This window comes from Bacillus sp. BACIII (genome assembly GCF_057836745.1).
The window spans coordinates 2,175,857-2,202,567 of record NZ_CM174437.1; the positions used below are offsets into that span (position 1 = coordinate 2,175,857).

At 47.3% G+C, this 26,711-nt stretch carries 26 protein-coding genes and 1 pseudogene; 11 read left to right on the forward strand and 16 right to left on the reverse strand.

All coding sequences use genetic code 11. From position 1 onward, the window contains the following. Window positions 1–44: 44 nt before the first annotated feature. The 9 genes and pseudogenes from lpdA to ACXN9U_RS10550 all read right to left on the reverse strand — a co-directional run bounded on the left by lpdA (window position 45) and on the right by ACXN9U_RS10550 (window position 10,672). Window positions 45–1,424, reverse strand: a complete 1,380-nt coding sequence (lpdA, locus tag ACXN9U_RS10510) for a dihydrolipoyl dehydrogenase (RefSeq protein ID WP_489201610.1) — start codon at window positions 1,422–1,424, stop codon at window positions 45–47. Between the two features lie 14 nt (window positions 1,425–1,438). Continuing rightward, window positions 1,439–2,632, reverse strand: coding sequence for a dihydrolipoamide acetyltransferase family protein (locus ACXN9U_RS10515; protein ID WP_489201611.1), 1,194 nt, complete (start codon window positions 2,630–2,632; stop codon window positions 1,439–1,441). 14 nt (window positions 2,633–2,646) lie between these two features. Then, the gene (locus tag ACXN9U_RS10520; RefSeq protein WP_060963317.1) at window positions 2,647–3,675 is read right to left on the reverse strand and encodes an alpha-ketoacid dehydrogenase subunit beta; all 1,029 of its coding nucleotides are present in this window, start codon (window positions 3,673–3,675) and stop codon (window positions 2,647–2,649) included. After that, a pseudogene (locus tag ACXN9U_RS10525) lies at window positions 3,660–4,680 on the reverse strand (thiamine pyrophosphate-dependent dehydrogenase E1 component subunit alpha). The gene ACXN9U_RS10520 and the pseudogene ACXN9U_RS10525 overlap by 16 nt, the downstream one beginning before the upstream one ends. A gap of 272 nt (window positions 4,681–4,952) precedes the next feature. Beyond that, window positions 4,953–5,405, reverse strand: coding sequence for a DUF6884 domain-containing protein (locus tag ACXN9U_RS10530; protein WP_060963318.1), 453 nt, complete (start codon window positions 5,403–5,405; stop codon window positions 4,953–4,955). Window positions 5,406–5,606: 201 nt separating this feature from the next. Beyond that, a complete protein-coding gene (locus ACXN9U_RS10535) occupies window positions 5,607–6,590 on the reverse strand; it encodes a tRNA dihydrouridine synthase (protein WP_489201612.1) in 984 nt (327 codons plus the stop codon). Between the two features lie 868 nt (window positions 6,591–7,458). Beyond that, window positions 7,459–7,746, reverse strand: coding sequence for a YfzA family protein (locus tag ACXN9U_RS10540; RefSeq protein WP_489201613.1), 288 nt, complete (start codon window positions 7,744–7,746; stop codon window positions 7,459–7,461). 517 nt (window positions 7,747–8,263) lie between these two features. Further along, window positions 8,264–9,664 carry a 23S rRNA (uracil(1939)-C(5))-methyltransferase RlmD gene (rlmD, locus tag ACXN9U_RS10545; RefSeq protein WP_489201614.1) on the reverse strand — a complete coding sequence of 467 codons (1,401 nt, stop codon included), beginning with the start codon at window positions 9,662–9,664 and terminating at the stop codon, window positions 8,264–8,266. Between the two features lie 144 nt (window positions 9,665–9,808). Further along, window positions 9,809–10,672 (reverse strand): DNA-3-methyladenine glycosylase family protein, encoded by an 864-nt coding sequence (locus ACXN9U_RS10550; RefSeq protein ID WP_060963321.1) that lies wholly within the window; start codon window positions 10,670–10,672, stop codon window positions 9,809–9,811. A gap of 106 nt (window positions 10,673–10,778) precedes the next feature. On the opposite strand from ACXN9U_RS10550, the gene corA reads away from it, so the two are divergent. The 4 genes from corA (at window position 10,779) to ACXN9U_RS10570 (ending at window position 14,625) form a co-directional block, all read left to right on the forward strand. Next, window positions 10,779–11,738: a magnesium/cobalt transporter CorA gene (corA, locus tag ACXN9U_RS10555; protein ID WP_016936755.1), complete on the forward strand. Its 960-nt coding sequence runs from the start codon at window positions 10,779–10,781 to the stop codon at window positions 11,736–11,738. A gap of 78 nt (window positions 11,739–11,816) precedes the next feature. Further along, complete coding sequence (locus tag ACXN9U_RS10560) at window positions 11,817–12,449, forward strand: hypothetical protein (protein WP_489201615.1); 633 nt, start codon at window positions 11,817–11,819, stop codon at window positions 12,447–12,449. Window positions 12,450–12,499: 50 nt separating this feature from the next. Further along, a complete protein-coding gene (locus ACXN9U_RS10565; RefSeq protein WP_489201616.1) occupies window positions 12,500–13,360 on the forward strand; it encodes an NAD(P)-dependent oxidoreductase in 861 nt (286 codons plus the stop codon). Window positions 13,361–13,474: 114 nt separating this feature from the next. Further along, window positions 13,475–14,625 (forward strand): IS3 family transposase gene (locus tag ACXN9U_RS10570; protein WP_489201617.1). Its coding sequence is split into 2 segments (ribosomal slippage): window positions 13,475–13,748 and window positions 13,748–14,625, totalling 1,152 coding nucleotides; the frame shifts between segments, so codons are not numbered across the junction. 57 nt (window positions 14,626–14,682) lie between these two features. Here ACXN9U_RS10570 and pdaA read toward each other — a convergent pair. Together pdaA and ACXN9U_RS10580 are read right to left on the reverse strand one after the other, a co-directional pair. Further along, entirely contained in the window at window positions 14,683–15,474 is a 792-nt protein-coding gene (pdaA, locus tag ACXN9U_RS10575) for a delta-lactam-biosynthetic de-N-acetylase (RefSeq protein WP_489201618.1), read from the reverse strand. Between the two features lie 101 nt (window positions 15,475–15,575). Then, window positions 15,576–15,761 (reverse strand): SE1561 family protein, encoded by a 186-nt coding sequence (locus ACXN9U_RS10580; RefSeq protein ID WP_003155558.1) that lies wholly within the window; start codon window positions 15,759–15,761, stop codon window positions 15,576–15,578. 145 nt (window positions 15,762–15,906) lie between these two features. On the opposite strand from ACXN9U_RS10580, the gene yfkAB reads away from it, so the two are divergent. Next, entirely contained in the window at window positions 15,907–17,028 is a 1,122-nt protein-coding gene (gene yfkAB, locus ACXN9U_RS10585) for a radical SAM/CxCxxxxC motif protein YfkAB (protein WP_016936759.1), read from the forward strand. Window positions 17,029–17,034: 6 nt separating this feature from the next. Then, complete coding sequence (locus ACXN9U_RS10590; RefSeq protein WP_489201619.1) at window positions 17,035–17,868, forward strand: mechanosensitive ion channel family protein; 834 nt, start codon at window positions 17,035–17,037, stop codon at window positions 17,866–17,868. A gap of 27 nt (window positions 17,869–17,895) precedes the next feature. Here the strand turns inward: ACXN9U_RS10590 and ACXN9U_RS10595 are convergent, their stop codons facing one another. Both ACXN9U_RS10595 and cax read right to left on the reverse strand, forming a co-directional pair. Next, a complete protein-coding gene (locus tag ACXN9U_RS10595) occupies window positions 17,896–18,690 on the reverse strand; it encodes a YfkD famly protein (RefSeq protein WP_095242108.1) in 795 nt (264 codons plus the stop codon). 70 nt (window positions 18,691–18,760) lie between these two features. Beyond that, window positions 18,761–19,816, reverse strand: coding sequence for a calcium/proton exchanger (gene cax / locus ACXN9U_RS10600; RefSeq protein WP_489201620.1), 1,056 nt, complete (start codon window positions 19,814–19,816; stop codon window positions 18,761–18,763). 160 nt (window positions 19,817–19,976) lie between these two features. Here cax and ACXN9U_RS10605 point away from each other — a divergent pair, with 160 nt between their 5' ends. Then, the gene (locus ACXN9U_RS10605) at window positions 19,977–21,155 is read left to right on the forward strand and encodes an MFS transporter (protein ID WP_489201621.1); all 1,179 of its coding nucleotides are present in this window, start codon (window positions 19,977–19,979) and stop codon (window positions 21,153–21,155) included. A 184-nt stretch (window positions 21,156–21,339) separates the two neighbouring features. Here ACXN9U_RS10605 and ACXN9U_RS10610 read toward each other — a convergent pair whose 3' ends face one another. The 3 genes from ACXN9U_RS10610 to ACXN9U_RS10620 are packed head-to-tail and all read right to left on the reverse strand — an operon-like array spanning window position 21,340 to window position 23,004. Then, window positions 21,340–22,179, reverse strand: a complete 840-nt coding sequence (locus ACXN9U_RS10610) for a YihY family inner membrane protein (protein WP_060963329.1) — start codon at window positions 22,177–22,179, stop codon at window positions 21,340–21,342. Between the two features lie 11 nt (window positions 22,180–22,190). Then, window positions 22,191–22,517, reverse strand: a complete 327-nt coding sequence (locus ACXN9U_RS10615) for a hypothetical protein (RefSeq protein WP_060963330.1) — start codon at window positions 22,515–22,517, stop codon at window positions 22,191–22,193. Between the two features lie 13 nt (window positions 22,518–22,530). Further along, window positions 22,531–23,004, reverse strand: a complete 474-nt coding sequence (locus ACXN9U_RS10620; protein WP_016936767.1) for a low molecular weight protein-tyrosine-phosphatase — start codon at window positions 23,002–23,004, stop codon at window positions 22,531–22,533. Between the two features lie 155 nt (window positions 23,005–23,159). On the opposite strand from ACXN9U_RS10620, the gene ACXN9U_RS10625 reads away from it, so the two are divergent. The 4 genes from ACXN9U_RS10625 to ACXN9U_RS10640 all read left to right on the forward strand — a co-directional run bounded on the left by ACXN9U_RS10625 (window position 23,160) and on the right by ACXN9U_RS10640 (window position 26,621). Beyond that, window positions 23,160–23,375 carry a DUF1128 domain-containing protein gene (locus tag ACXN9U_RS10625; protein WP_012117077.1) on the forward strand — a complete coding sequence of 72 codons (216 nt, stop codon included), beginning with the start codon at window positions 23,160–23,162 and terminating at the stop codon, window positions 23,373–23,375. A gap of 314 nt (window positions 23,376–23,689) precedes the next feature. Beyond that, window positions 23,690–24,883, forward strand: a complete 1,194-nt coding sequence (locus tag ACXN9U_RS10630) for an MFS transporter (protein ID WP_489201622.1) — start codon at window positions 23,690–23,692, stop codon at window positions 24,881–24,883. Between the two features lie 27 nt (window positions 24,884–24,910). Continuing rightward, window positions 24,911–25,672 carry a type I 3-dehydroquinate dehydratase gene (gene aroD / locus ACXN9U_RS10635; RefSeq protein ID WP_489201623.1) on the forward strand — a complete coding sequence of 254 codons (762 nt, stop codon included), beginning with the start codon at window positions 24,911–24,913 and terminating at the stop codon, window positions 25,670–25,672. A 64-nt stretch (window positions 25,673–25,736) separates the two neighbouring features. Next, the gene (locus ACXN9U_RS10640) at window positions 25,737–26,621 is read left to right on the forward strand and encodes a shikimate dehydrogenase (RefSeq protein WP_060963333.1); all 885 of its coding nucleotides are present in this window, start codon (window positions 25,737–25,739) and stop codon (window positions 26,619–26,621) included. Window positions 26,622–26,711 lie beyond the last annotated feature (90 nt).

The following is a 26,711-nucleotide window of genomic DNA, read 5'->3' on the forward strand; positions in this document are numbered from 1 at the left end:
TCAATAAAAAATACCCCTTCTCAGTCTGAGAAAGGGTATCCCGGCTACACGGAATGCACCGCAAGTCCGGTGACATTCAGCAGAGCTTCCTGAAGTGTTTCTGAAAGAGTCGGATGCGCGGCGATCAAGTGCTCTGACATATCCGCCGTCATTTCACCGTTCATCAGCATGACCGCCTGGCCGATCAATTCTGTTACGTCCGGCCCGATCATTGACACGCCGACGATTTCTCCGAATTCCGGTTCGGCAATGATTTTCATTTTGCCGCCGTGCTGATGTTTAATTAACGCTTTTCCGTTAGCAGAAAATGAGCATTCTCCGATTTTCACGTCTCCATATTTCTCTCTCGCCTGCGTTTCCGTCAGTCCGACAGCTGCCATTTCCGGCGATGTATAAATGCAGCGGGGCACCGCCCGCATATCGACTTTGCTGTCCTTTCCCGTGGCATGCGAAGCGGCGGTGACGCCTTCATGAATAGCGGCATGCGCCAGCTGCATTCCTCCGGCCGCGTCGCCGCATGCATATATATGCGGCACATTTGTCTGCATATGGTCATTGACTTCAATGCCGCGCGGAGAATATCGGATGCCTGCCTGCTCGATGTTCAGCTTTTGCAAACGCGGTTTTCTGCCGATTGCAACTAGAATGTGATCAGCCTTGGCCTCAATTTCTTTGCCGCCTTGTGTCCACACGGCGGTTTTCCTTTCTCTGTCAATCCGCTGCAAGGCGGCTTTCGTCTGAATATTAACCCCGCTCTCTCTTAAAGAGTCTTCAAAAGCGGCCGCGATTTCTCCGTCTTCTGCCGGGAGCAGCCTGTCAGCCGATTCAATCACCGTTACTTTCGTTTTAAACCGGCTGAATAAAGAGGCAAACTCGCAGCCGATTACACCTCCTCCGACAATGAGAAGAGAAGAAGGAATGTGCTGCAAAGAAAGCGCATCTTTGCTGTCGATCACCCAATTACCGTCAAAAGGGGCAAACGGCAGCTCCGCCGGTTCAGATCCGGATGCAATCAATATCCGGTCCGCTTCCAGAATGTCTTTTGCGCCTTCTTCTTCTTCAATCAGCAATGTCTGATCTGTGAGAAATGAAGCAGTCCCGCGGATGACCTTAATCTGATTTGCTTTCATTAAGTATTGAATTCCCTGCACGAGCTGGCTGACGATTTGCCGTTTGCGCCCCTGCATGCGGGCCCAATTGAGTGTAATGTTTTGCGGGAGTTCGATGCCGAATGTATCTGCGTGCCTGATTTTATCAAGCACATTTGCGCTTTCCAAAAGCGACTTTGTCGGGATGCACCCTTCATTGAGACACGTGCCCCCGAGCGGTCCTTTGTCTATCAGAACGACTTCTGCTCCCCTCCGCGCGGCAGTCACGGCAGCTGCATATCCGGCCGGCCCGCCGCCGATAATGGCTAGTTTCATTTCTTCACCTCTCTCTATAAAATCAATCCGGCAGGCTCTTCAAGCAGCGTTTTGACCGTTTTCAGGAAGTCCGCAGCCGGGGCACCGTCACATACTCTGTGATCAAAGGTAAGGCTCAGCGGCAGGATGGTGCTTTTGACAAGCTCATCTCCTTTGAACGCCGGTGTTTCATAGCTTGCGCCCACTCCGAGAATACCGGCTTCAGGCGGGTTGAGGATCGGGGTGAAATGCTCCACTCCGTAACCTCCGAGATTCGTAATAGAAAATGTCGATCCGCGAAGGTCATCGCCGGAAGCATTGCCTTCCCGCGCCCGCCGTGCAGATGTGCTGATGTGATCCGCAAGCTCAAGGAATGAAAGCTTTTCCGCATCCCGGATCACCGGCACAACAAGGCCGTTTTCGAGTGAAACCGCCATCCCGAGATGGACATATGGATGGGTGATAATCCGCTCCTCTTGATAAGAGCTGTTCAGTTCAGGATGCTGTTTCAGCGCAAGCACCGCCGCCCGGGATACGAAGTGCGTGACTGTCAGCTTAACTCCGCTCCGCTTTTTCGCACTGTCAGCGAGCTGCCGCTGCCATTTCAACAGCTCTGTAATGTCGGCTTTCATGGTCAGCGTCAGCTGGGCGCTGTTTTGCAGGCTTTTGTGCATTCGGTCTGCAATCACTTTTCTCATCGCTGAAGCCGGTTTTCCCTCCGGCTGTGCCGTCTGAACCGAAGACTGCGGTTCAGCTTCCGTCTTCATGGCCTTGATGACGTCAGCTTTTACAATTCGGCCTCCGGGACCCGTCCCGTTCAGCGTATCGACTTTCAATCCGGCTTTCTCGGCCATTTTTCGGGCAACGGGAGATATTTTCACGCGGTGTTTACGCTTTTGCCCGGCTTTGGGAGCGGGAATATTTTCAGGTTCAGCTTGCGGTTTCCCTTCATTTTCAGGCGCCGGTGTCTCTTTTTCCCGCACTTCTTCGCCGTTTTCCCCGATATAACAGATGGCCGTTCCCGGCGGGACTCCCTCTCCCTCTTTGACTTTAATATGAAGAAGCGTGCCGCTTTCAGGCGCTTCAATGTCCATTTCTATTTTTTCAGAGTTGATGCTGGCGATGCTTTCTCCCTTTTCAACCGGGTCGCCGACTTTTTTATTCCAGACGGATACTTCACCTTTTTTCATCGCCATTCCAAGCTTCGGCATCACTACTTTTACAGCCATTCTTTATCCCTCCTTTAATACGCCAAAGGTTCTCCTAAAAGCTCAAGCGTCTCATTTACGATACGTGCCGGCGTCGGAAGATAGATATCTTCTAAGACCGGTGAAAACGGAACAGGCGTATGCGGAGCCGTGATTCGTTTTATCGGTGCGTCCAGCAGGTCAAAGCCTTTATCCGCAGCAAGCGCCGCGATGTCTGTCGCAATGCTGCAGCGCGGATTGGCTTCATCAATAATGATCAGCCTGTTTGTTTTTTCAAGTGACGCAAGGATAGCCTCTTCATCAAGCGGGGACAGACTGCGGGGGTCAAGCACCTCTGCTTCGATCCCTTTTTTCGACAGCTCTTCCGCGGCTTCCAGCGCCGTATTCACCTGCTTGCCGACTGCAAAAAGTGTCACATCGCCGCCTTGGCGTTTAATATCGGCTTTGCCGAGCGGAATCGTATAATATCCTTCAGGCACCTCGCCTGTCATGCTGTAGGACGTTTTGTCTTCAAAAAAGAACACCGGATCATTGTCCTCAATCGCAGCCAGAAGAAGTCCTTTTGCATCATAAGGATTTGAAGGAACGACGGTTTTCAGGCCGGGAATGCTTGTAAACAGAGCATACATGGCTTGAGAATGCTGGGCGGCCGCTCTGAAACCCGCTCCGTAAGTCGTTCGCACTGTAATCGGCACTTGGGCTTTCCCGCCGAACATATAGCGGAATTTCGCCCCCTGATTAAGCACCTGATCAAAACAGGTTCCGATAAAGTCATTGAACATCAGCTCGGCAATCGGTCTGAGTCCGGTGGAGGCCGCAGCCATGGCCGCTCCCATGTAACCCGCTTCAGAAATCGGCGTATCAAGCACCCTGCTTCTCCCGAATTCCTGAACAAGCCCCTTCGTCACACCAAGCACGCCGCCCCATGCTTCATCATTCTGCAAATGGTCGACATCCGCGCCTCCGGCCACATCTTCACCGATTAACAGCACATTTTCATCTCTTTGCATCGCAAGTCTCATCGCTTCATTGATTGCATCAGACATGCTCACGATTCTTGCCATTTCAACATTCCCCCTTTTTTAATAGCTCACATACACATCGGTCAGAAGCTCAGATTCGCTCGGATACGGGCTTTTCTCACTGAAAGAAACCGCTTTTTCAACCGCTTGTTTCACATTGTTTTCAATATCGGCGAGCTTTTGTTCCGCTGTCTTTTCCTGAAGCAGATATGCTTTAAAAGCGCTGATTGCATCACGGTCTAAGTGATCCGTCTTTTCCTCTTTCGGCTTATACGTCTGGGCGTCTCCTTCGAAGTGGCCGTAATTTCTGTAAGTCATGCATTCAATTAATGACGGCCCTCCGCCGTTTCTCGCCCGCGTGATCGCTTCTTCTGCGGCTTCATAAACGGCCAGCACGTCTTTTCCGTCCACAGTTACGCCGGGCATCCGGTAAGCCGCCGCTCTGTCGGCAATAGAGTCACAGGCCGACGCGTACGAAAACGGCGTCGCTTCTCCGTAGCCGTTGTTTTCCGCGATAAACACGACAGGAAGATTCCATACAGCCGCCAGATTGAGCCCCTCATGAAACGTGCCTTGGTTGTTTGCGCCGTCCCCGAAGAAGCAAACGCTTACATTATTAGTCCCTTTATATTTAGCCGTCAGCGCTGATCCGCAGGCAAGCGTAAAGCCTCCGCCTACAATTCCGTTTGCGCCGAGCATGCCTTTATCCAGATCCGCAATGTGCATAGAACCGCCCTTGCCTTTACACAGTCCGGTCGCTTTCCCGAATATTTCCGCCATCATACCATCCAGATCACAGCCTTTGGCGATACAATGGCCATGTCCTCTGTGTGTGCTTGTAATGCTGTCTCCATCATTCAAATGAGCGCACACCCCTGCAGCTACCGCTTCCTCACCGGCATACAAATGGACGAATCCTGGAAGCACTCCCTGCGCGAACAGTTCATGGACTTTGTCTTCAAAGCCCCTGATTTCCAGCATCTTTTGGTACATCCACAGCGCTTTCTCCTCAGTTAATGACAAGCCTTCTCGTTTTAACAATTCCATTTTTTGTGCGCCTCCTTCTATTTAGGGTTCATATTTATAAATGCAAGAAGTGTGCCAGCTTTTAAAGCCCGTAAAATCAATGTTTTTATTTTATACTGTGAGACAGTTTGATACAGGTGTCTCATTTTGTCTCGATCTATATCCATTTGTCTCGTTTTCAGGTATACAAAAAAGACCGGATATCACCCGGTCTTTGACAATGATCGACGTATTTATTTCCTCGGAAATCTTTTAACAGCTTCATACTTCTGCACTGCTTGTCTGAATGGCTGTTACAGTTCATGCTTTTCTTCTGCAGCCTTCTTCAGCGCTTGAAGCATGTAGCCAATGCCTTTGTACGATGACAGAGGCCAGCTGACATGCTGATGCTTTTCGATAACGGCGTTTAGGACGCTTCGGTATTTTTTCCCGCCAAGCATGACAATTTCAACGGTGTCAGAAAAGCCTTTTTCACAAAATTGGCGCTGCAGCTCCTCCGCTGCCATGATCTCCGGATGACCGGTTCCAAAAGTGACATCGTAATTTTCAGGAACCATATCATCCGGACGAAGGAATCCGTGCTTTGCCGACAAAATCACCCACTCATCGAAAAAAGCTTTCGCGTATCGCTCGCATGCTTGATGAAATGGGCTGAGATAGGCGTCCTCCGCCTTTACCGGCCCTGTATCCGGATTGATGTCCCAGATTTTTTTCTTGCCGCAGGGGATGATGCACAGTCGTTTCATTTTCTCTCCCCCTTTATGCAGTTTCTCATATCAATGTACCATTATCTGCTGATTTACGCATGATAAAACGTCAGACAGAAGCCCTTGGAGAACGGGACATAGATCTGCTTTCTGTAATCAGGGTGCAGGCGGGGGAAAGGCTGCACACAAAAAGACCCGGAATTCATACTGAAATCCGGGCCGGATGAGGAATTGTATATATCACTCTTGCTCCATCCCATCAAGATACTTTCTCTCAAAGTCATCGAGCAATGCACGCACTTCATCTGTTGACTTTGTATTCATGCATTGATTTCTTAATTCACTTGCTCCCCGGAATCCGCGGAGATAAATCTTAAAAAAGCGAGGGAGCGGTTTGTATGCTCTAGCTTCTTCTTTTGAATATTCATCATGAAGATCCAGATGCAGTCTCAAAAGATCAAGCAATTCCTTACTGCTATGCTCTTTCGGCTCCTTTTCAAAGGCGAATGGATTTGTAAAAATGCCTCGTCCAATCATAATCCCGTCAACACCGTATTGTTCGGCAAGCTTTAACCCGGTTTCCCGGTCAGGAATATCCCCGTTGATCGTCAAAAGGGTATCTGGCGCTATCTCGTCACGAAGTTTCTTGATTTCCGGGATCAACTCCCAATGCGCATCTACTTTACTCATTTCCGATCTGGTGCGCAGATGAATGGAAAGGTTAGCAATATCCTGTTTCAATACGTGTGTCAGCCAGCCGCGCCATTCGTCTACATCCGTGTAGCCAAGTCTGGTCTTCACACTTACCGGCAGCCCTCCCGCTTTCGCTGCCTGTATTAATTCGGCTGCAACTTCAGGACGGCAGATCAGGCCGCTTCCCTTTCCGTTCCCCGCCACATTAGGCACAGGACAGCCCATATTGATATCCAGCCCTTTAAACCCTAATTCCGCCATCCCAATACTCATTTGGCGAAAGTTTTCAGGCTTATCTCCCCATATGTGGGCTACCATCGGCTGTTCATCCTCTGTGAAAGTCAAACGGCCGCGCACACTATCCTTCCCATCCGGGTGACAATAGCTTTCTGAGTTTGTAAACTCTGTAAAAAACACATCAGGCCTGCCAGCTTCACTCACCACATGGCGAAAAACGACATCCGTCACATCTTCCATTGGCGCCAATACAAAAAATGGCCGCGGCAATTCACGCCAGAAATTATCTATCATAACAAATTCATATCCTTTCATTAGGGAATAAGGCTGCATCATTTATTAAAAAACTGACCATGCTTTCCTTTTACACTTATAGCACGCGAAAGCTTTTCTTATCAAACGATAGTAAATTTTGAACATTTCACTTTTTACACGTAAAAAAGTGAAAAAGCAAACTGAAGCAGAACACATGAATTGAGTTAACGTAATAGACTATCGCTATAGTTATCCTCATATCGTTCATTTCTGATCAACTCAGTCAACTCCTTAACCTTTAATAGGTTCTAAGAGAAAAAGTGTGATGATTAAGTGCACCTTATTTATATTGTGGTTATTAATAGTAGCGCTGACCTTCATCTTTCGCAGCAGCCTTACTTATGAGCTTTTTGGATAAAAAGGATTCCAACCTAAATAGAATATCATATGAGTTCTCCCGATTACCAATGCAAAATAATTGGCCTGTTATCGCAGATAAAATATTTTACGCTGCACCATTTCCGTATATCAATATCATAATTTCAAGAAATCATTTGATTAAGCAAATAGGGCTGGGGGGTATATCTGAGTACTGAAGAGAATGTAAAAAGAAAAAGCCTTAACTTACCGCTTATGAATCACATGGAGTAATGAGGATGGGATGAGAAAATAAACTCGAACTTAACAAATTGCAAGAACTTCAATCTCATTTGGAATTTGCTCATCGTTTAGAAATAACCAACGCAACAAATGGCAACCTGACAAAGATTAGTTATTACTTATAAACAAAATATCTGCATAAAAAATAAATAATTACTTTTATAAGACACTGCCAGAAATCACTATATATGTTTGGATAAGGTTTCGATTCGGTAACCCTGATCCAAAACAAAAAATAGACTGCTGACTAAGTGCCGCAGTCTTCATTTCGAATATCCTTTTTTATACCTGTGATGATTTGTATAACAGTGAAAACAGTGACAATATTAAACCATGGATTCTCATAGAATGAAAGATAGTTTTGAAAGAAATCCAGTTCAACTATATTTGCTGGGAATCCATTCATTTCTCTATACTTAGGACCCCATCCCGTTAATTCTCCAAAGTTAAAATAAAGCTGTGAAACTAAAAATGCCAAGACCGTGAGAAACCAACTTCTTTTATATAACGGTCGTTTTTTGTTTACTTTATCCATTTAACCAGTTTCCTTTTCTGCAATATTTTTACTAAATGTCCATCTAAAATCATTATATTATGAAGCAGCAGATGTGCCAACTTCTTTTCTCACTACCTTCATAAGTCTGTACGTGAACTGTTTTCATTCCAACCTTCAATGATTATCATCGAACGATAAGTGTTAGAGTTTTAACTGTTATAAAATTCTTTTTTGAAACGATCAATTTTTATTATTGGCTGCCGATATAACGGATTTGAGAACTAGAGTTATGCCGGCACTTTCGGAGCAGTAAAATCTCTTCCCTTTTACGATGTACTTTTCCTAAATCAGACCTTCCAACCCGAAGTCCACCGTTCGAGTTGTAATAGACTTTTCCTGCATACTTTTCTGCTCGACATTAGCTGTTTTCATTCGCTTATCTCACGTTTTTCAACTCTTTTCGTCAGTTAAAATAAGTATCCGCACATGAAAAAGATCCGGAAATCGGCAATGTTCATTCTGCCGAAATCCAGATCTGATGAGAAATTGTTTAATTTTAGTGAGACGATTTCAATACAAGCTTCGCCACAGCTTCCACATGAGCCGTCTGCGGAAACATATCCACAGGCTGAATATATTCGACGCGATAGTCTTTCGACAGCGCCTGCAAGTCTTTGGTCAGTGTGGAAGGATTGCAGGATACGTAGACGAAGCGTTTCGGTTTTACTTTTTTGATGGTGTCTAAAAATGTTCTGTCACAGCCGGTTCTCGGCGGGTCGACGATGACCACGTCAGGGCGGAAACCTTCTTTCGTCCATTTCGGGAGCCAGTGTTCGGCTGTTCCTGTGACATATACCGCGTTTTTGATGCCGTGTTTTTTGGCATTCTTCTTCGCATCATCAATTGATTCTTTAATGACGTCCATGCCGCGGATCTCTTTTGCGCCGCTTGAGACCCACATGCCGATCGTACCGACGCCGCAATATGCGTCAACGACTTTCTCTGTTCCGGTCAGCTGCGCCGCTTTTTTCACTTCGTCATACAGCTTGACCGTCTGCTCAGGGTTGAGCTGGAAGAAAGCGCGGGCGCTCAGTTCAAATGACACGTCGCCGAGCACCTCTTGAATGGCATGGCTTCCGGCCAGCGCTTTTGTTTTGTCACCGAAAATGACGGATGTGCGCGCGCCGTTGATGTTTTGAATAATCGATTTCACTTCCGGCAGACGGTTTTGAATGGCTTTGACGATTTCGTCTTTATTCGGCAGTGTCTCCTTCGCAGTGACAAGCACAACCTGCACTTCGCCTGTTTCAAAACCGACTCTCGTCACGATGGTGCGGACATCGCCTTTTTTGGTCCGTTCGTTATAAACAGATACGTTGTGTTTTTCCAAAATGCGGCGGACGATACCCGTTGTTTTGTTTGTCGCCGGATGCTGGACAATGCATTCCTTGATCGGAACAATTTTATGGGAGTCAAGTCCGTATAAGCCGGCAATGATGCTGCCGCTTTGCGAGCGTCCGACTTGGAACTGGCTTTTGTTCCGGTAATTCCACGGGTTGTCCATTCCGATCGTTTCTTTAATGTTCATTTCTTCGGCATTGAATCTCGTATGACGTTCCAAAGACTGAATGACGATATCGCGTTTTTCGCGAAGCTGCTGGGTGTATGCCAGATGCTGAAGCTGACAGCCGCCGCATTGGTCATAGACCGGACATGGCGGTGTGACGCGGTGTTCAGACGGCTTGCGGATTTTTTTGACGCGTGCTTCTGAAAATTTCGGCTGCACATTTGTCGCTTCGGCAACGACTTCTTCGCCGGGCAGAGCGCCGGGAACGAAGACAACCTTTTTCTTAAAATAACCGACGCCCTCTCCATTAATGCCGAGGCGTTTGATGGTCAGCGGAAATGTCTGTCCGATTTTCAATTCGGCAGGCGCCTTTTTTTGATGTTGGTTCACGTTTTTTTCTCTCCGTTTCTATATAAAGCCTTCCTCATGGGAAAACGGCTGATTTGAAATACCGCATCTTTTCAGTATAACATGCAGCCGGCGGTTCCTTCATGTTTTTCATTGGAAGTTTCCAAAAAATGATCAAAGCGGTTTTCATTCAATACTTCTCCACAAATATAAGGACGCATAGCTTAAATACGGCGCCCATTCGCTGCTTACCTGGAGCATCATGTCTTTTGACGGTTTATCCTCAAGGGCGAAGCGGCGTTTGACGGCGTTTTGCAGGCCGATGTCCGCCAAAGGAAACAGATTCGGGCGGCCGAGGCCGAACATGAGGACGTTTTGGACGGTCCACGGCCCGATGCCTCTGATGGTGATCAGCTTTTTCATAATGTCTTCATCCGATAGATGGGACAGTTCCGCCAGATTGAGCGCCCCGTCTGCAATCATCCGTGAAATGTCAATCGCATATTCCGCTTTTCTCATACTGAACTGGAGCTCCCTCAAGTCCTGATAATCAAGCGCCGCAATCGTTTTCGGCTCTGGATAGCACCAGACGCCGTCTTTTTGTTCACCGAAGGCATGGACGAACCGTTCCGTTAACGTAAAAGCGAAGGACAGATTGAGCTGCTGGTGGATGATGCATTTCATAAGACAGTTGTAGACGTCATATTCTAAGACGAGCGGGGTTCCCGCATGCTCCTCAAAAAGCGCCGACAGATTTGTTTTTGAGAAATGATCAAGCACCGGCTGAAGCGGCTGTTCCCACTGAAAAATGTGTTTGATCCGTTCAATCATCTCCGCGCGGTCACTTTCTCCGCTGACGAGAAAAACCGGGTCTGCGGCGGTGCCTTCCGCTTGAACCGTGATGACGGACAGTTTGCCGTCCCGTGTTCTGAGCGGCACTTTGATTGATCTTGCTTTAAGATCGACCGCATTCAGCGGATCGAGTGACAGCCTTTCAAGCACTTTATCAAAATGATACGGCGGCGTGACCGAAACCGTTTCCTCCCACATATGCTCCACCCCTTTTTGTCCAAGTATATCATGAAGCGGCCCGGCGGCAATTCGTATACTTTTCTTCATAACGCCGCATGATATAATGGCAGGCGGAGGGTTGTTTATGATACATATAACCGCAATCACAACACATAATGAGATATTAGATAATATCCCCCTATCACGTACAGAACAACCGGACATCGCATGGTACTGGGTTGATTTTTTCGGCGCCGAGAATGATGAAACCGAGCTGCTGCGGGATTATTTTCATTTTCATCCGCTTGCGATCGAGGATTGCTTTCAGCACATGCAGCGGCCGAAAATCGACCACTATGACGGCTACCGTTTTTATGTGCTCCACGCTTTAAACCCGGACACACTGGAAATGGAAGAGGTGGACATCTTTCAGTCCGACCGTTTCATCGTCAGCTTCCATTTGCACGAATCGCCCGGCGTCTCAAGGGTGAGAGAACGGTTTTTCGCTTCTCCGGGGTTAGCCAAAAAAGGGCCCGGACATATCACTTATATGATTATGGATCAGCTTGTCGATGAATATTTCCCTGTGCTGTACAAAATTGAAGACCGGCTGAATGAAATTGAAGACAGCAGAACACATAAATCTTACGGCACTTTAATGAATGAAGTGTTTGAATTGCGGACTGATCTTTTGAACCTGAGACGGACGATCATTCCGATGCGCGATTTAATGTACCGGATTTTGAGCCTTGACCATGTAAAAGAAAGCCGTGAAACGAAGGCGTATTTCAGCGATATTTATGACCACCTGTTAAAACTGGCTGAGCTGATCGAGTCAAACCGTGATATGACGTCAGATCTGCGGGACAGCTACGTGACGCTGAATTCAAACCGGATGAACGCCATTATGATGACGTTAACCATCGTCTCGACCATCTTTATACCGCTGACGTTCATCGCGGGGGTGTACGGTATGAATTTTGATAACATGCCTGAGCTTCACTGGAAATACGGATATTTTATCGTTTTGGGCGTCATGGCCGTTCTTGTGGCCGCCATGCTGTTTTGGTTCGCCCGCAAAGGCTGGTTTAATATTTTCAAGTAAGAACGGCTGCCGGCTGTTCTTTTTTTTGAGAAAACATGATATGTTGGAAAAAAACGTAAAGAGGAGTGCGCCGTTATCATGCTTTCTCACAAAACCATTTCTTCTGTCCTCCTGCTTTTTTGTGTCATGTCCATTGCCCCGCTGTATAACGGCTGTACGATGTCTGATTACATCTTTGAATCGCTCGGCTTTTCTCCCTGGTCTGAAGACGGAGCCCATATCTCCGTCATTCCCGGAGTCGTCCTTTACTTTGCGACGTTAATCTGGTGTGCCGCCGCGTTCAGGCGGACGCTTCCCGCGGCGGGGCTGTTTTTGATCTTTCTCAGTATGGGGGCCGCTTCCGGTATCAGCCCCGCCACCGAATATGCCGCTTTTTCCTTAAAACAATTCGCGCCCGAAAAAGAGGCTGTCGAATATTTGAAGCACCGCAGCGAATGCAGCCATTTCATTGAGGGAAAAAGAGCGAGCATGAGCTGTACGCTTTATGTCAATCACTACGGAAAAGGGGAACAAGCCATTTCTGTCACGCCGGATTTATCTGATAACATAAAAGGCGTCACATTCAAATCAAAAACGTTCACAGTAAAGCCCCGTTCAAAAACAATCATCAAGACGCGGTTTACCGGGTTTTATAAAGGAAAAGCCGCTTCAGACTCCGGATGGTCTTCAGAACCTGAATTAAAAGTGGCAAGCCTGAACACAGCAGAATAAACACGTTGCCTATATAATGATGGAAAACACGTAATTGGAGGGATTGTTAAATGAAGATCGCCATCGTCGGACTCGGCAATATGGGACGCCCCATCGCCGAAAATATCATGAAAGCCGGATACAGTCTGACTGTATATAACCGGACGAAGGAAAAAGCGGCTGATCTGCTGGAAAAAGGGGCTGAATATGCCGAAACGCCCCGCCAGGCAGCTGAACATGCGGACATTGTACTTTCAATGCTGTCAGACGATGAAGCCGTAACAGGCGTGACGTTCGGAGCTGACGGCATTATTGCCGGGTTATCTGAAAATGGCATTCATATTTCAATGAGCACCATCAGTACGGCGCTGTCAGAACAGCTTTCCGCTGCACATTCAGGCAGAGGCCAATCCTTTATTGCCGCTCCCGTCCTCGGCCGGCCTGATGCCGCTGAGAAGGCCGAGCTTCGCATCATCACAGCCGGACCGGCAGAAGCGAAGAAAAAGGCCAAGTCTTTGCTAAAAAGCCTGAGCCAGCAGATATTTGACGTCGGTGAAGAAACAAAGACCGCAAATGCCGCGAAAATCAGCATCAATTTCTTGCTCGTTTCTATGCTGGAGGCGCTATCTGAATCATTCTTAATGATGGAGAAGTACGGTTTAGAACGGAAACAATTTTTAGAAATCGCCAGCGCGCTCTTTGGCTCTCCTGTCTATCAAAATTACGGCACCATTATGGCTGATGAGGCATTTGAGCCGGCCGGTTTCAAAATGTCTTTAGGGCTGAAGGATACCAATCTGGCGCTCACCGCCGCGGAACAGGTTTCGGCCAAACTCCCTCTTGCCGAGCTGGCCAAGAGCCATTTTGAAAGCGGGATCGAACAAGGATTCGGGGATCTGGATTGGGCCGCTTTGATTAAATGTCTGAAATAACAAAACACCTCTCCGTTATCGGGACTGACCCCATAATATGAGACAAACAAAAAACACCTTCAAGTTTGAAAACGGATCGTTGTTATCCGAAATTAGACTTGGAGGTGTTTTTCTATGAGGGCAAGAGTGAGTTATCCGGTTGAAGTCAAACAGAAGGCTGTAGAAATGAGATTGGCGGGCGTGCCTGTGAAGGAGATCATGCAGGAATTGAATATAAAGAATAAGACGCAGGTTCAGACATGGGTCAGGTGGTATAAAGCTGGGGATACACATCGATTCGAACAACCTGTCGGAAAGCAATATTCTTATGGAAAAGGTCCAGAGTATTCTTCCGAATTAGAGAAACTGCAGGCAGAAAATCGTTATCTGAGACAACAGAATGAAGTGTTAAAAAAGTACAACGAATTGGAAAGGAAGCTGATAGCGAAACGCCAGTCGAGCTTGTAGAAGCATTGCGCGGCACAATGACCATAAAGGATATCTGTATTCATTTAGGTATCTCACGAGCATCTTATTATCGTTGGAAGAAGAATCTGATGAAAGATAACCCTAAATACCATTTAGAAAAACAAATCGGCACGTTGTGCCGAGAACACAAGTATCGATATGGCTATCGGAAAATCACAGCCATATTAAAAAAGGGAATGCGTATAAATCATAAAACGGTTCAGCGCATTATGCAGAAGAATCAGTGGCAATGCCGGGTTAAGGTGAAAAAGCGCAAGAAGAATGGGCAGCCATATGCCGTGGCCGAGAATATATTGGATCGGAACTTTCAGTCTGATCGCCCTCTGGAAAAGCTAGTAACGGATATCACATATTTGCCTTATGGGCAGAAACAATTGTATCTTTCCAGTATATTGGATTTATACAATGGAGAAGTGATTGCTTTTACGATTAGCGATAGACAGGACACAGACTTTGTCTTACACACACTTGATCAGCTGCCCGCACTGCCAGAGAACTGCGTGTTACATAGTGACCAAGGTTCTGTTTATACATCTTATGAGTATCAGAAAGCTGTTAAAACAAAAGGCATTACCATGAGCATGTCCCGCAAAGGGACGCCCGCTGATAATGCCTCCATCGAATCGTTTCATTCCTCACTAAAGTCTGAAACGTTCTACCTCGACAGGTTGGAAAGCACTACGACGACCATCGTAGAACAAACTGTCGAAACCTATATACACTATTATAACAACATTCGTATTCAAACGAAACTAAACAACCAGCCGCCGGTCACATACCGACAGCTGGCTGCTTAAAGGTGTTTTGATCCCTGTCTCAAAAACGGGGGTCAGTCCCATCAGGAGAGGTGTTTTTTACAGACGCGGCAGCTTCATTTCTTTCTCAAACATCAGGTCATCAATGCTTTTAAACGTGTATCCTTCTTTTTTCAAATCGGTAATCGCATCGTCCAAAGCTTCAGAATTGTCCTTTGAAACAGTGTGGAGAAGGTAGATCGCGCCGGGATGCGCCTGTTTTATCATGTGATCATAGGCGTATTTTTTCCCTTTCTGCTCGTTAACCTTCCAATCGACAAATGCGACGGACCAGAAAACGGTTTGGTAGCCGAGGCGCTTCGTTTCTTTCAGGACATATTCGCTGAACACGCCGCGCGGCGGACGGAGATACAGATTGTCCCGCTTTCCGGTAATGTTGTAAACAGCTTCTGTGACGGAATCGAGTTCATCTTGAATCTGATCGCCCGTTTTTGTCGTCAGATCAGGATGATGAAAAGAATGATTGCCGATAATATGGCCTTCCTTTGACATCCGTTTAATCAAATCAGGCTGCTCTTTCACAAAATGGCCTGTGACAAAAAAAGTGCCTGTGACATGATGTTTCTTTAAAACATCAAGCACTTTCGGGGTATACCCATTTTCGTATCCGTTATCAAACGTTAAGTAAATGGTCTTTTCTTTCGTGTTGCCTAAATAAAACGCATCGTATTTTTCGACAAGATTGTCCAGCTGTCTGCCGGCATCCGGCGGCTGATGATTGACGCTGCGTTTAAATCCCCAATTTATCCGTTCATTCGGCACGGCCTCTGCACTGTTCATGCCTCCCGCAAGTAAGACAGCCATGCAGCAAATTGAACAAAACCATTTCATGCCCAGCACTCCTTCTGCATTTTTCCTTATTTTGCAGTAGGCTCACCCCTTTTATACAGCCGCATTATGGAAAGAGAAAAACCCCGGCGGGCTGCCGGGGTTTATTCCCAATCCTTTTTGAAGCGTTCGTATTTTGCTTCCAGATCATCAAGCATGCCGATGAGCCGGTCTATATCTTCAACGTCCGTTGATTCAGGGTCTAATGAATCAATGACATTCATAAACATATCGAGTCTGTTCTTCAAGTAATCGAGCTGCTGATCTTTGCTGTTTACTGCATTCCCCATACTTCCACTCCATTCATTTTTTATAATGGTAGCGTATTTTTTGCCGTTTTTCAATGGTTCCGCTACTTGCGATCTTGGCAGATCAGGTCTAAAATTAACACTTGGCAGACGTTAGTATGCCCATTTATAAAGGAGTTAGATAGTCATGACACAAAACACAGCACTGCGTCCGATCACACCGGAGTACGATCCTTGGGAAGCGTACATGGATGTCGACCAGTATGGAGATATGAAACTGACGAACGTTGAATTTACAACGACGACCTTGTGCAATATGAGATGCGAGCACTGCGCGGTCGGGTACACGCTTCAGCCGAAAGACCCGAATGCGCTGCCGATTGACCTTTTATTAAAGCGGCTTGAAGAAATTCCGCTGTTACGCTCGATCAGCATTACGGGCGGCGAACCGATGCTTTCGCTGAAATCGGTAAAGGAATATGTCGTCCCGCTTTTGAAATATGCGCATGAACGCGGCGTACGCACACAGATCAATTCAAACCTGACGCTTGATATCGGGCGCTACGAACGGATTATTCCTTATTTGGACGTCCTTCACATTTCCCACAACTGGGGAACGGTCGAGGACTTTGCCGACATCGGATTTGCGATGATGGAGAAAAAACCGACATTTGAACAGCGGGCGCGCTATTTTGACAAAATGATTGAAAACAGCCGCACGCTGGTCGAAGCGGGTGTAATGGTTTCAGCGGAAACGATGCTGAATAAACGCACGCTGCCGCATATTGAACATATTCACCGGCAGATTACGGAAGAAATGAAATGCCAGCGCCACGAAGTCCATCCGATGTATCCGAGTGATTTCGCCAGCGCGCTTGAATCACTCAGCCTGAAGGACATGAGACAGGCCATTCATCATCTGCTCGATATTCGCGATGAAGAAACATGGATGCTGTTCGGCACGCTCCCGTTTTACGCATGCAGTCCTGATGAAGAAGACCAGAAGCTCCTCCGCCGCCTGCGGGAAGCGAAAAACGTTACGGTGCGAAACGATCCTGACGGCCGCTCCCGCCTGAACGTCAACATCTTTGACGGAAATATCATTGTCACGGATTTCGGTGATACACCGCCGCTCGGCAATATTAAAACTGACAGCCTTCCTGAAGCGTATGACAAGTGGAGACAGACGAAGCTGAGCAAAGAGCTGAACTGCCGCTGTACAAACGTCCGGTGCCTCGGTCCGAACGTCCTTGTCAAAAACAGTTATTATCAGGAGACAGATTTTTCATTACGAAAAGCCAGAGGTTAACAGAAGATGGAAACGACAATTACGGATATTTTAAAAAGCAAAGTGGTTGAGATCATCATCGTCGCTCTCGTGCTTTACGCCGGTGTCTTTCTGATCAACCGTTTTGTACAGGTGTTATTTAAACGCACAGATTTCTTGGAGGAACGGAAAGGGAAAACGATTGAGAGCCTCGTCCGATCCATCACCCAGTATACGGCGACGATCGGATTTATCTTTTACGTCATTTCTTTATTCGTTCATGATTTCGGCAGAATTTTAGCCGGGGCGGGCGTTGCCGGTATCGTCATCGGTTTCGGCGCCCAGTCTTTAATCAAGGACATTTTGGCCGGTGTCTTTTTAATATACGAACGCCAGCTGCATAAAGGCGATTACGTGACGATTAATAATCTCTTCAACGGTACAGTGGAAGAAATCGGACTCCGTTCCCTGCAGATCCGTGAGTGGACCGGCAAGCTGCTTACCATTTCAAATGGTGAGGTGAGACAGCTTCAAAACTATAACATTGATTTTATGCGGATTACCGAGTCTGTCGTGATCAGTTATAAGGAAGATCCTGAGCGGGTATATGCCGTCTTAGAAAAAGCCTGTGACATGCTCAATGATGAGCTTCGCGATTCACTGAAGCGGGATGAATTTCTCAATGCGACGGAACCGTTTCAAGTGCATGGAATCATGAGTCTGAACAAATTGACGAGAGGCATAGAATTTACCGTCAAAGGCATGGTTCAAGACAAAGAATATTTCTCGGCGAGCCTTGCGGTGAGACGCGTTCTTGCCCAGGAACTGTACAACAACAATGTGCAATTGCTTGAAGAGATGAATTATACACAAAAAAGCTGATTCCCAAACCGGAATCAGCTTTTTTATTTATCTCGGCTGCGCTGTCATTTGAAAACCGAATGTGACATGATCCTGCACCGGAATCCAAGCGCCGATTCCTTGCGAGGTCACATTTTTGACGACAAGTTTCCGCTTGCTGCCTTTCAGCACCAAATACACTTCGCCGTATGTTACTTTTCCTTTCTCATTAACGGCCGGGGCATAGGCGTGCAGGTAGCCGAGCCGCTGCGGAGAAATTTTATAAATCTGATCGCGTTTTGTGCCGGCGCCGATGACCGTTTCAAACGCGAGCGGCAGTTTTGTTTTCTTCATCGCTTTTTGCATCATCATGCTTTTCACGTCTTCTGCGTTCGGCACTTTCGCTGTGAGCCCGCCTTTGATTTTGTATTGCTGTTCTTGGGCGTATGAGATTTCCGCGGCTTGCTGCCCGCCCCGGTTATCCGCTCTGTTCGTGTTGATTTTTTTATATTCCCAGTTGGCGACCGTTTCGTTCGATTGATAGCCGAGCGCCCATTTCCCGAGAAATATTGTCGCCCGGTATCCGATGGCAAGCGGTGAACCGGAAACCGAAGATTCATTCAGCATCTTTATCAGATGCGGATTTTCGATGTTGATCTCTGATGTATCTAACAATTCCTTTGCCAGTTTGCTCGGCTGAAGCATCGGCTGGTCCTGTGAAGCATTCGGATACGTATTTTCCTTGGAAATGCTGACGACAGAGTTGGGAACCTTAAACGGTTTCTTTGCACCGGCAGACGGCGCTGCAAAAAAACTAAAGGATAACAGCAGAATCAATGTGGCATGAAACAGCTTTTTCATCATATCACTCTTTCTATAGCATTTTCCTTTAGTCTTTTCCTCCGTAATCGTTGTTATCCGCATTTTTTACAGGTTAAAGCAGGAAAAATCCGATCGCCATGATGACATAAGCGGCAAGGAGAGTAGCCCCCTCAAACCAGTTCGAATCACCGTCATTTGAAATCATCGTCATCAAAAGGACGGATGATATCATCGCGACAAGCTCAGGCAATGTGAATACCAGCGGCATATTCACCGGGAAAAAGACGGAACAGATCACGAGCACCGGAGCGACAAACATGGCGATCTGCAAAGTCGAGCCGACCGCGATTTCAACGGCGACATCCATTTTGTCTTTGTACGCCATAATGATGGCCGACGCATGCTCTGCGGCATTTCCGACGATTGCGACGATAATCACCCCGATAAACAATTCGCTCCAGCCGAACTGTTCAGCCACCGCATGAAACGTATGGACAAGATTTTCAGATATGTAGGCGACAATAATGGTTGCGATAAATAAGACGGCTGTCGCTCTTTTCCCCGACCATTCAGGCTGCTCCTCTTCTTCCTTGGCCTCCGGCTGGTTCGGCTGATAAACGCCGCGGTGGGTGACGAGCTTGAAATAAAGAGCCGCCACGTATAAAAGGATCATGATGATGCTGATGCCGACACTCAAATCAAGCTTGCTTTTTTCCCCCATATCCATGGAAAACACTTCGGGAATGACAAAAGCTACGATAATGGCAAATATCAACAGGCCTGAATTATGCCGGGCATCATGAATATTGAATTCCTGCCGCTTGTATTTCAAACCGCCGATAAAAAACGACAATCCCGCGACGAGCAAAAGATTGCCGAGCACCGAACCTGTCAGTGAAGCAAGTACGATGCCCGTCAGCCCTTCCTTTAAGGCAAATAGCGATATAATCAGCTCTACCGCATTTCCGAACGTGGCATTCAGCAGCCCCCCGACCCGCGGACCCGCGATAATGGCCAGAGTTTCAGTCGCTCTCCCCATATAACTTGCAAGCGCTATAATCGTCAAGCAATAAATCATAAACAAAACAGCTGACGGCCAGTGCATCAGGCTTCCGATGACTGACAGCGGCACTCCCGCCGCAGCGGTAAAGAAAAAAATCCGATTCATATTCTGCCTGGCTCCTTTTTTCGAATGAGTCTTTTTATATCCTTCTCAAAAACTCTCTCAATTACACTTCCGGAGAAATCCCAATTGGCATTTTCAGGTTGCCGGACGCGAAAAATCTGTGTACGATCAAGAAAGATACTGAAGAAGGAGAAAATACGCGATGTCACGACTGCACTTCTTTATTTTGGTTTTGCTTGTTTCCATCTCCGGTTTTTCCCAAGGCATGCTTCTGCCGGTCATTTCCGTCATTTTTGAAACGAACGGTGAATCAGCCGCTATAAACGGCCTGCACGCAACCGGCCTGTATATCGGCGTGCTTCTTGCTTCGCCATTTATGGAAGCGCCGCTGAGAAAACTTGGATTCAAACCTCTGATGGTCATGGGCGGATTTCTTGTCATCATCAGCTTATTCAGTTTTATTTGGCTTCAATCCATCTGGTTATGGTTTTTTCTTCGGCTGCTGATCGGAATCGGCGATCATATGCTGCATTTTTCAACCCAAACGTGGGTGACTTCAAAGTCAACACCCCAAAACAGGGGAAGAAACATTTCGCTGTACGGGCTGTCCTTCGGGCTAGGATTCGCTGTCGGTCCGTTTATGGTCGCTCTCGTAAAAACAAGTCCGTCCCTTCCGTTTATCGTATCCGGCTGTATCAGTCTTGCCGCCTGGCTGTTTGTATTTGTCTTACGTAATGAGCACCCGGCGCAAGGTCCGGATGAAACATCCGGGGACAACAGCGCAAAACGGTTTTACCGCGCCCTGCTTTTCGGCTGGGTCGCTTTTCTTCCGGCATTCGGCTACGGTTTTTTAGAAACGGCGCTGAACGGAAGCTTCCCCGTGTACGCCCTGCGCTTAGGCATATCCGTTGATGCCGTCGCATTGATATTGCCCGCTTTCGCCATCGGAAGTATTGTATTCCAGTTTCCGCTTGGTTTATTAAGCGATCGGTTCGGGAGAAAACGTGTCCTGCTCGTCATTTTACTGACGGGCGCCCTGTGCTTTTTGACGGCCGGATTGTTTCCGTCGCCTTCTGTCATCGACGGCTGCTTTTTCATGGCGGGGATGGCGGTCGGCAGTATGTTTTCCCTCGGCATCAGCTATATGAGCGACCTGCTGCCGTCCCATCTTCTTCCGGCGGGCAATCTGCTCTGCGGGATTTCGTTCAGCCTCGGCAGCATGATCGGGCCGGTGGCGGGCGGCTGGTATATGCAGCGGTTTGAAAGCGCCAATTTGTTTTACTTTATTACAGTGATCCTGGTCTGTATTTGGCTTGCGCTCGTCTTCGGGGAAACAAAGCACAGCGCCGCATCCGAATCCCATTCTTTTCCCGCCTCATAAAAAGCCGCCTGATTTAGGCCAGGCGGCTTTTTTCTAGTGGTATCCGTTCTGCCCGTTGGCGCTTCCGCTTGTTTTATTCTTCGGGCCGTTTTTTGAGTTTTGTTTATTATGGCTTCCGCCTTTTTTCGTATGCTTGGTCATAGCGATTCCCCTCCGTTTTTCAGCTTGAACGTCATCCGTTCCTCTATAGCTTGCTCCCGCGGTACGGATTTTCATCAGGAAGCTTTTTACGTTTATGTAAAAGCGCGTTGATTTCTCCTCCTAAAATCAGCAGGGTTCCCGTAAGGTAAAACCAGATCATAAGGACGATAATTCCCCCGATGCTCCCGTATGTGGCGCTGTAGTTGGCAAAGGTGCCGACATAAAATGAGAACAGCATACTGACGATAATCCAGCCGGCTGCCGCGAATACGGCTCCCGGCAGCACAAAACGGAGGGAAAGCCTTTTATTCGGCGCGAAAATGTAAAGCGCGGTAAAGACGATTAAAAGGATAAGCGGACTGATACCCCAGCGGACAACCGACCACACCTGCAAAAACAAGCCGGGGGCGCCGATGAAATCTGCGACCAGCAGTCCGATTTCTCTGCCGAACACCGGCAGAAGCAGTGCGATTAAAATCGTAACCACCATCGCGATGGTTAAAAAAATTGAGGTCAGGCGAATGATGATAAATGAGCGGTTTTCCTCGACTTCGTAGGCATGGTTAAACGCTCTGACAATCGCGTTCATACCGTTGGAAGCCGACCAGATGACGGCGATTATCCCGAATGACAAAAGTCCGCCGCTGCGTTTGTTCAGCGTTTGCTCCGTAATGGATTTCACCATGGACATTGCGCTGTCAGGCGCGTATTGATCGACTGCGCCGAGCACGTCTTCTGCCGATATGGGAAGATAGGCCGTGAGCGTCAGCATGAAAATCATTAACGGAAACAATGACAGAAGAAAAAAATACGCCAGCTCCGCCGATTTACTTTGTCCTTCATGCAGAGAAAATCTTGCAAACAGCTCCTTTATAAAACTCATGACATCCCACCTCAATGATCGTTTTTCGAAAAATGCTCCTTCGTCTCTTTTAACAGACCAATGACCTGCGGCGTCGTCTGCTTCAGCTTGGTGATCTGCCCGTTTAAAAAACTCAGATCGTCCGATACGGTATTGGCGATGCTTTTCACTTGATCCAGTTTTGCAGAAGCCTCCTGTTTCAAGGCTTCGGGATTATTCCGGTAAAATGCCGCACGCCGCCTGCACGCGTCCATGTTCCGGAAACATGCCTCTCTTGTCGGCTTATGTAATAAAGAAAGTGCTCCGCCGGCGGCAGCGCCGATCAGAATCGCTTTTGCCATGATGCGTGTCTGCTTCATCGGTCAATCCCCCTTATAAATGATGGTCTTTCTTTATTGTTTCCAGCAAATGACGGCACCCGGACTCGATCAGAGCGTACACTTCGCTGAAATTCCCGGTATAATACGGATCAGGCACGTCCGCAAGATCCGACTCCGGTACATAATCAAGCAGCCTTGCGATACGCGGCGCCGCTTTTTTATAACCGGCCATGCTGCGCAGATGCCCGATATTTTCAGCATCCATCGCAATGACGTAATCAAAATCGGTCAGATCAGACTCACGGACCTGTCTCGCCGTGATACCGCTTGTGCTGATCCCTTTCTCTTTAAGGATCTGCTCCGTTCCCTCATGCGGCGGATTTCCCGCATGCCAGGCGCCGATTCCCGCTGAATCAATGTTAATCTGCCCGTTCAGCCCGTTTTTCTTCACCATATCAGAAAATACCGCCTCTGCCATAGGCGAACGGCAAATATTTCCCAGACAGACAAACAGCACATGTATCATATCGATAACCTCCCTATTCTTTCCCCACATTTTGAGGATCAAAAACCTTATCATCATCTTAGCAATTTTTCTGCGGCTGTGGAAATAAGCTTTTATTCTAAATGAATTCTGTTAGAATAAAGGGTACGAAAACGGTCATGAAAGGATGCATGAATTTGCCGAGCCAACAAACAGAAACGTTAAACAAAATGATTGAAGACATTTCGCAGAAGCTCAACATGCTCAATGTCGGCGTCATCAGAGCGGAAGATTTCAGTGATGAAAAAATAGAAGATCTTACATACCTTCATCAAATGGTCATGAAAAAAACATCATTCAGCCCGAGTGAAATGCAGGCCATTGCTGAGGAACTCGCCTCTCTCAGAAAATAAACCCGTGTCAGCCCCGCCAAAAAACGGCGGGTCTTTTTTGATTTAAAAAAGCGAAAAATAAAAGTTCATCGGTTTGACACATATAAAAAGAAGGGGTATAGTAACTGCGAACTTTGGCAGAACGAAATATGCGGTCTTCTAATTTGTTTTTTAGTATAACGATATACTTACTGTCTTATCAACGTTAATCAAGTATACATGCAGCCGTTTTATCAAACCAGTTTTTTAAAGAAAGGCAGTGGTTCAATAAAGGGGAATGGTTCTGTGCGTTCATCAATAATTTAACTTTAATAACCGCATTAGGGGATGTCATCATGAAAAACATATACACCAAAATGGCAGCGGGTCTTTATATCAACTATTTCCTGCTGGGCATGATCAATATTATGATCGCATCGAATATGGAAGCATTATCAAAACAGCTTCATACATCAGCAGCCGGAGTCAGCTATTTGGTCTCCGCCATCGGCATCGGGAAGCTGATCTCGCTTCTTTTTGCCGGAAAGCTCTCAGATACATTCGGGAGACGGCCGTTTATCGTGGCGGGCGCATTTCTGTATCTGATTTTCTTAATCGGAATTCCGCTTTCGACAAACTATACGGAAGCGTTTATCTTCGCTATTTTCGCAGGGATCGCCAATTCATTTTTGGATTCCGGCACATATCCGGCGCTTATTGAAGGATTTCCGAAAAACGCAAGCTCTGCAGCCGTGTTAATCAAAGCGTTTGTATCCATCGGCGCGACGGTGCTTCCGTTTTTTATCGCATTTATGGCGGACAGGCATTTGTTTTACGGGTGGACGTTTTTCGTGCCCGGCATCATTTTCTTCCTGAACGGCTTTTTCCTGTTGAAAGTTCCGTTCCCGAATCATAAGCAAAAAGAAGACGGCGGCCGGGCGGATGCCTCTCCGTCTGATGACGCGTTCAAATCACAGCCGTCGATATGGCGTGAAGGCCTTGCGATTATTTTGTTAGGCTTTTCATCAACAGCGCTGTTTATGCTCGTTCAAGTATGGCTTCCTAAGTTCGGTCAATCCGTTTTGGGCATGCCCGAAGTGCAAGCCGTCAAATTGTTGAGCTATTACAGCATCGGGGCGCTTGTGTCCGTGTTATTGCTGGCTGTGCTGTTAAACAGAGTGATTCAGCCGATTACGGTAATGGTGCTGTACCCGGTGATCGCGGCAATCGCGCTGCTTGCTCTGATTTTCATTCAGCAGCCGGCCGTATCGGTCATCAGTTCCTTCGTCATCGGACTTTCAACTGCGGGCATTCTGCAATTGGCGATGACGGTTATGGCTGTTTTATTCCCTAAAAATAAAGGAACCATCACATCTTTTGTTAATATAGCATCAAGCTTATCTTTTATTGTCATTCCGCTTATAACGGGAGAGATATCCAAAACGGCCGGCCTGACCCCTGTTTTTCTGCTTGATATCGGAATTGCGGCTGTCAGCGCCCTCCTCGCATTGTTTATCGGTATCCGTTTTAAGCAATTGATGAAAGCCTGACTATTTTTTAAAGGGAGAGAACCTATCATGCAATCTATTACAATCAGAAACACGGTCATCGGCGAAGGACTTCCGAAGATCATTGTGCCGCTGATGGCAGGCGGAGAGAAAGAGCTCCTTGAAGAAATTGAAGCCGTCAACAGGCTTAACCCGGATATCATTGAGTGGCGGGCGGATGTATATGAACACGTTGAAAGCCCGGACGCCGTAAAAGGCATGCTTGAAAAGGTGCGGAAAGCCGCAGGCGCAACACCGCTCCTTTTCACATTCAGAACCCATAGAGAAGGCGGAAATAAAGTTATTGACGTCCGCCTTTACATTGAATTGCTTAAAACCGTAATCGAAACAAGACACATTGACCTTGTAGACGTTGAATTGTTTACGGGAGAAGCGGAAGTCAAATCAATTGTGAAAACTGCTGAAGACAACGGCGTATATGTCGTCATGTCCAATCATGATTTTCATCAGACACCGAAAAAAGAAGAAATCATCTCCCGGCTGCGGAAAATGCAGGCGTACGGCGCGCACATCCCGAAAATCGCGGTGATGCCGCAAAGCACTGAAGATGTTTTCGTCTTATTGGATGCCACACATACGATGAAAACACAATACGCAGACCGGCCGATCATCACGATGTCAATGGCGGGAACGGGCCTGATCAGCCGGCTGGCCGGGGAAGTCTTCGGCTCGGCGTGTACGTTCGGCGCGGGCAAAGAAGCATCTGCGCCCGGACAGATTCCCGTTGCTGAATTGCGAAGTGTACTCAGCATTTTAAATAAAAATATGTAACCAGCGTTTTTCTTCCCTCAAGCGGAATGAAAAACAGATGAATGGACTAACGGAGGAATACATCATGAAGAAAGATTTAGGACGGATTAACGGAAAAACGCAGCTTATCGGATTATTCGCGACACCGATCGGACACTCTTTATCTCCGGCGATGCACAACCTGGCGTTTAAAAAATTAGGGCTGAACTACGCTTACCTCGCATTTGAAGTCGGCAATGAACAGCTTGAAGATGTGGTGACGGGAATGCGCGCCTTAAACGTCAGGGGCTTCAATGTCTCGATGCCGAACAAGATGAACATTCTCCCTTACCTCGATGAACTCGCGGATTCAGCGAAATTCACCGGTGCGGTGAATACAGTGGTGAATGAGAACGGAAAATTGATCGGACACTCCACTGACGGTATGGGATATGTCCGCAACCTAAAAGAACACGGCATCGACATCACAGGCAAAAAAATGACGCTGGTCGGTTCCGGCGGAGCCGCCACTCCGATTGCGATTCAATCCGCATTGGAAGGCCTCGGCGAAATCTCAATTTTCGCCCGCAATGACGCGTTTTTCGAAAAGGCGGAAGAGAATGTCCGCATCATCAATGAAGAAATGAAGGGCTCTTCTTGTAAAGCGAATCTTTTCCCGCTCGAAGATCAAGATGCGCTGCGTGCTGAAATCGCTTCAAGCGATATTTTTACAAACGGAACGGGTGTCGGCATGAAACCGCTTGAAGGCTTGAGTGTTATTGAAGACACATCCATGCTCCGTCCGGATTTGATTGTGACAGACGTCGTTTACACCCCCGTTACGTCGAAATTGCTTGAACAGGCTCAAGCGGCCGGCTGCAAAACCATTAACGGCCTCGGCATGATGCTTTGGCAGGGCGCCAAGGCGTTTGAATATTGGACAGGCCGTGAAATGCCGGTTCAGTATATTAAAGAGCAGATGTTTGAATAATCTATTGTGATAGAAGCGCCGAAGGACAATCCGTCTTCCGGCGCTTTATCTTTTTCTCCCCCTCTCTCTTTCTTCTCACGCGCCAAAACG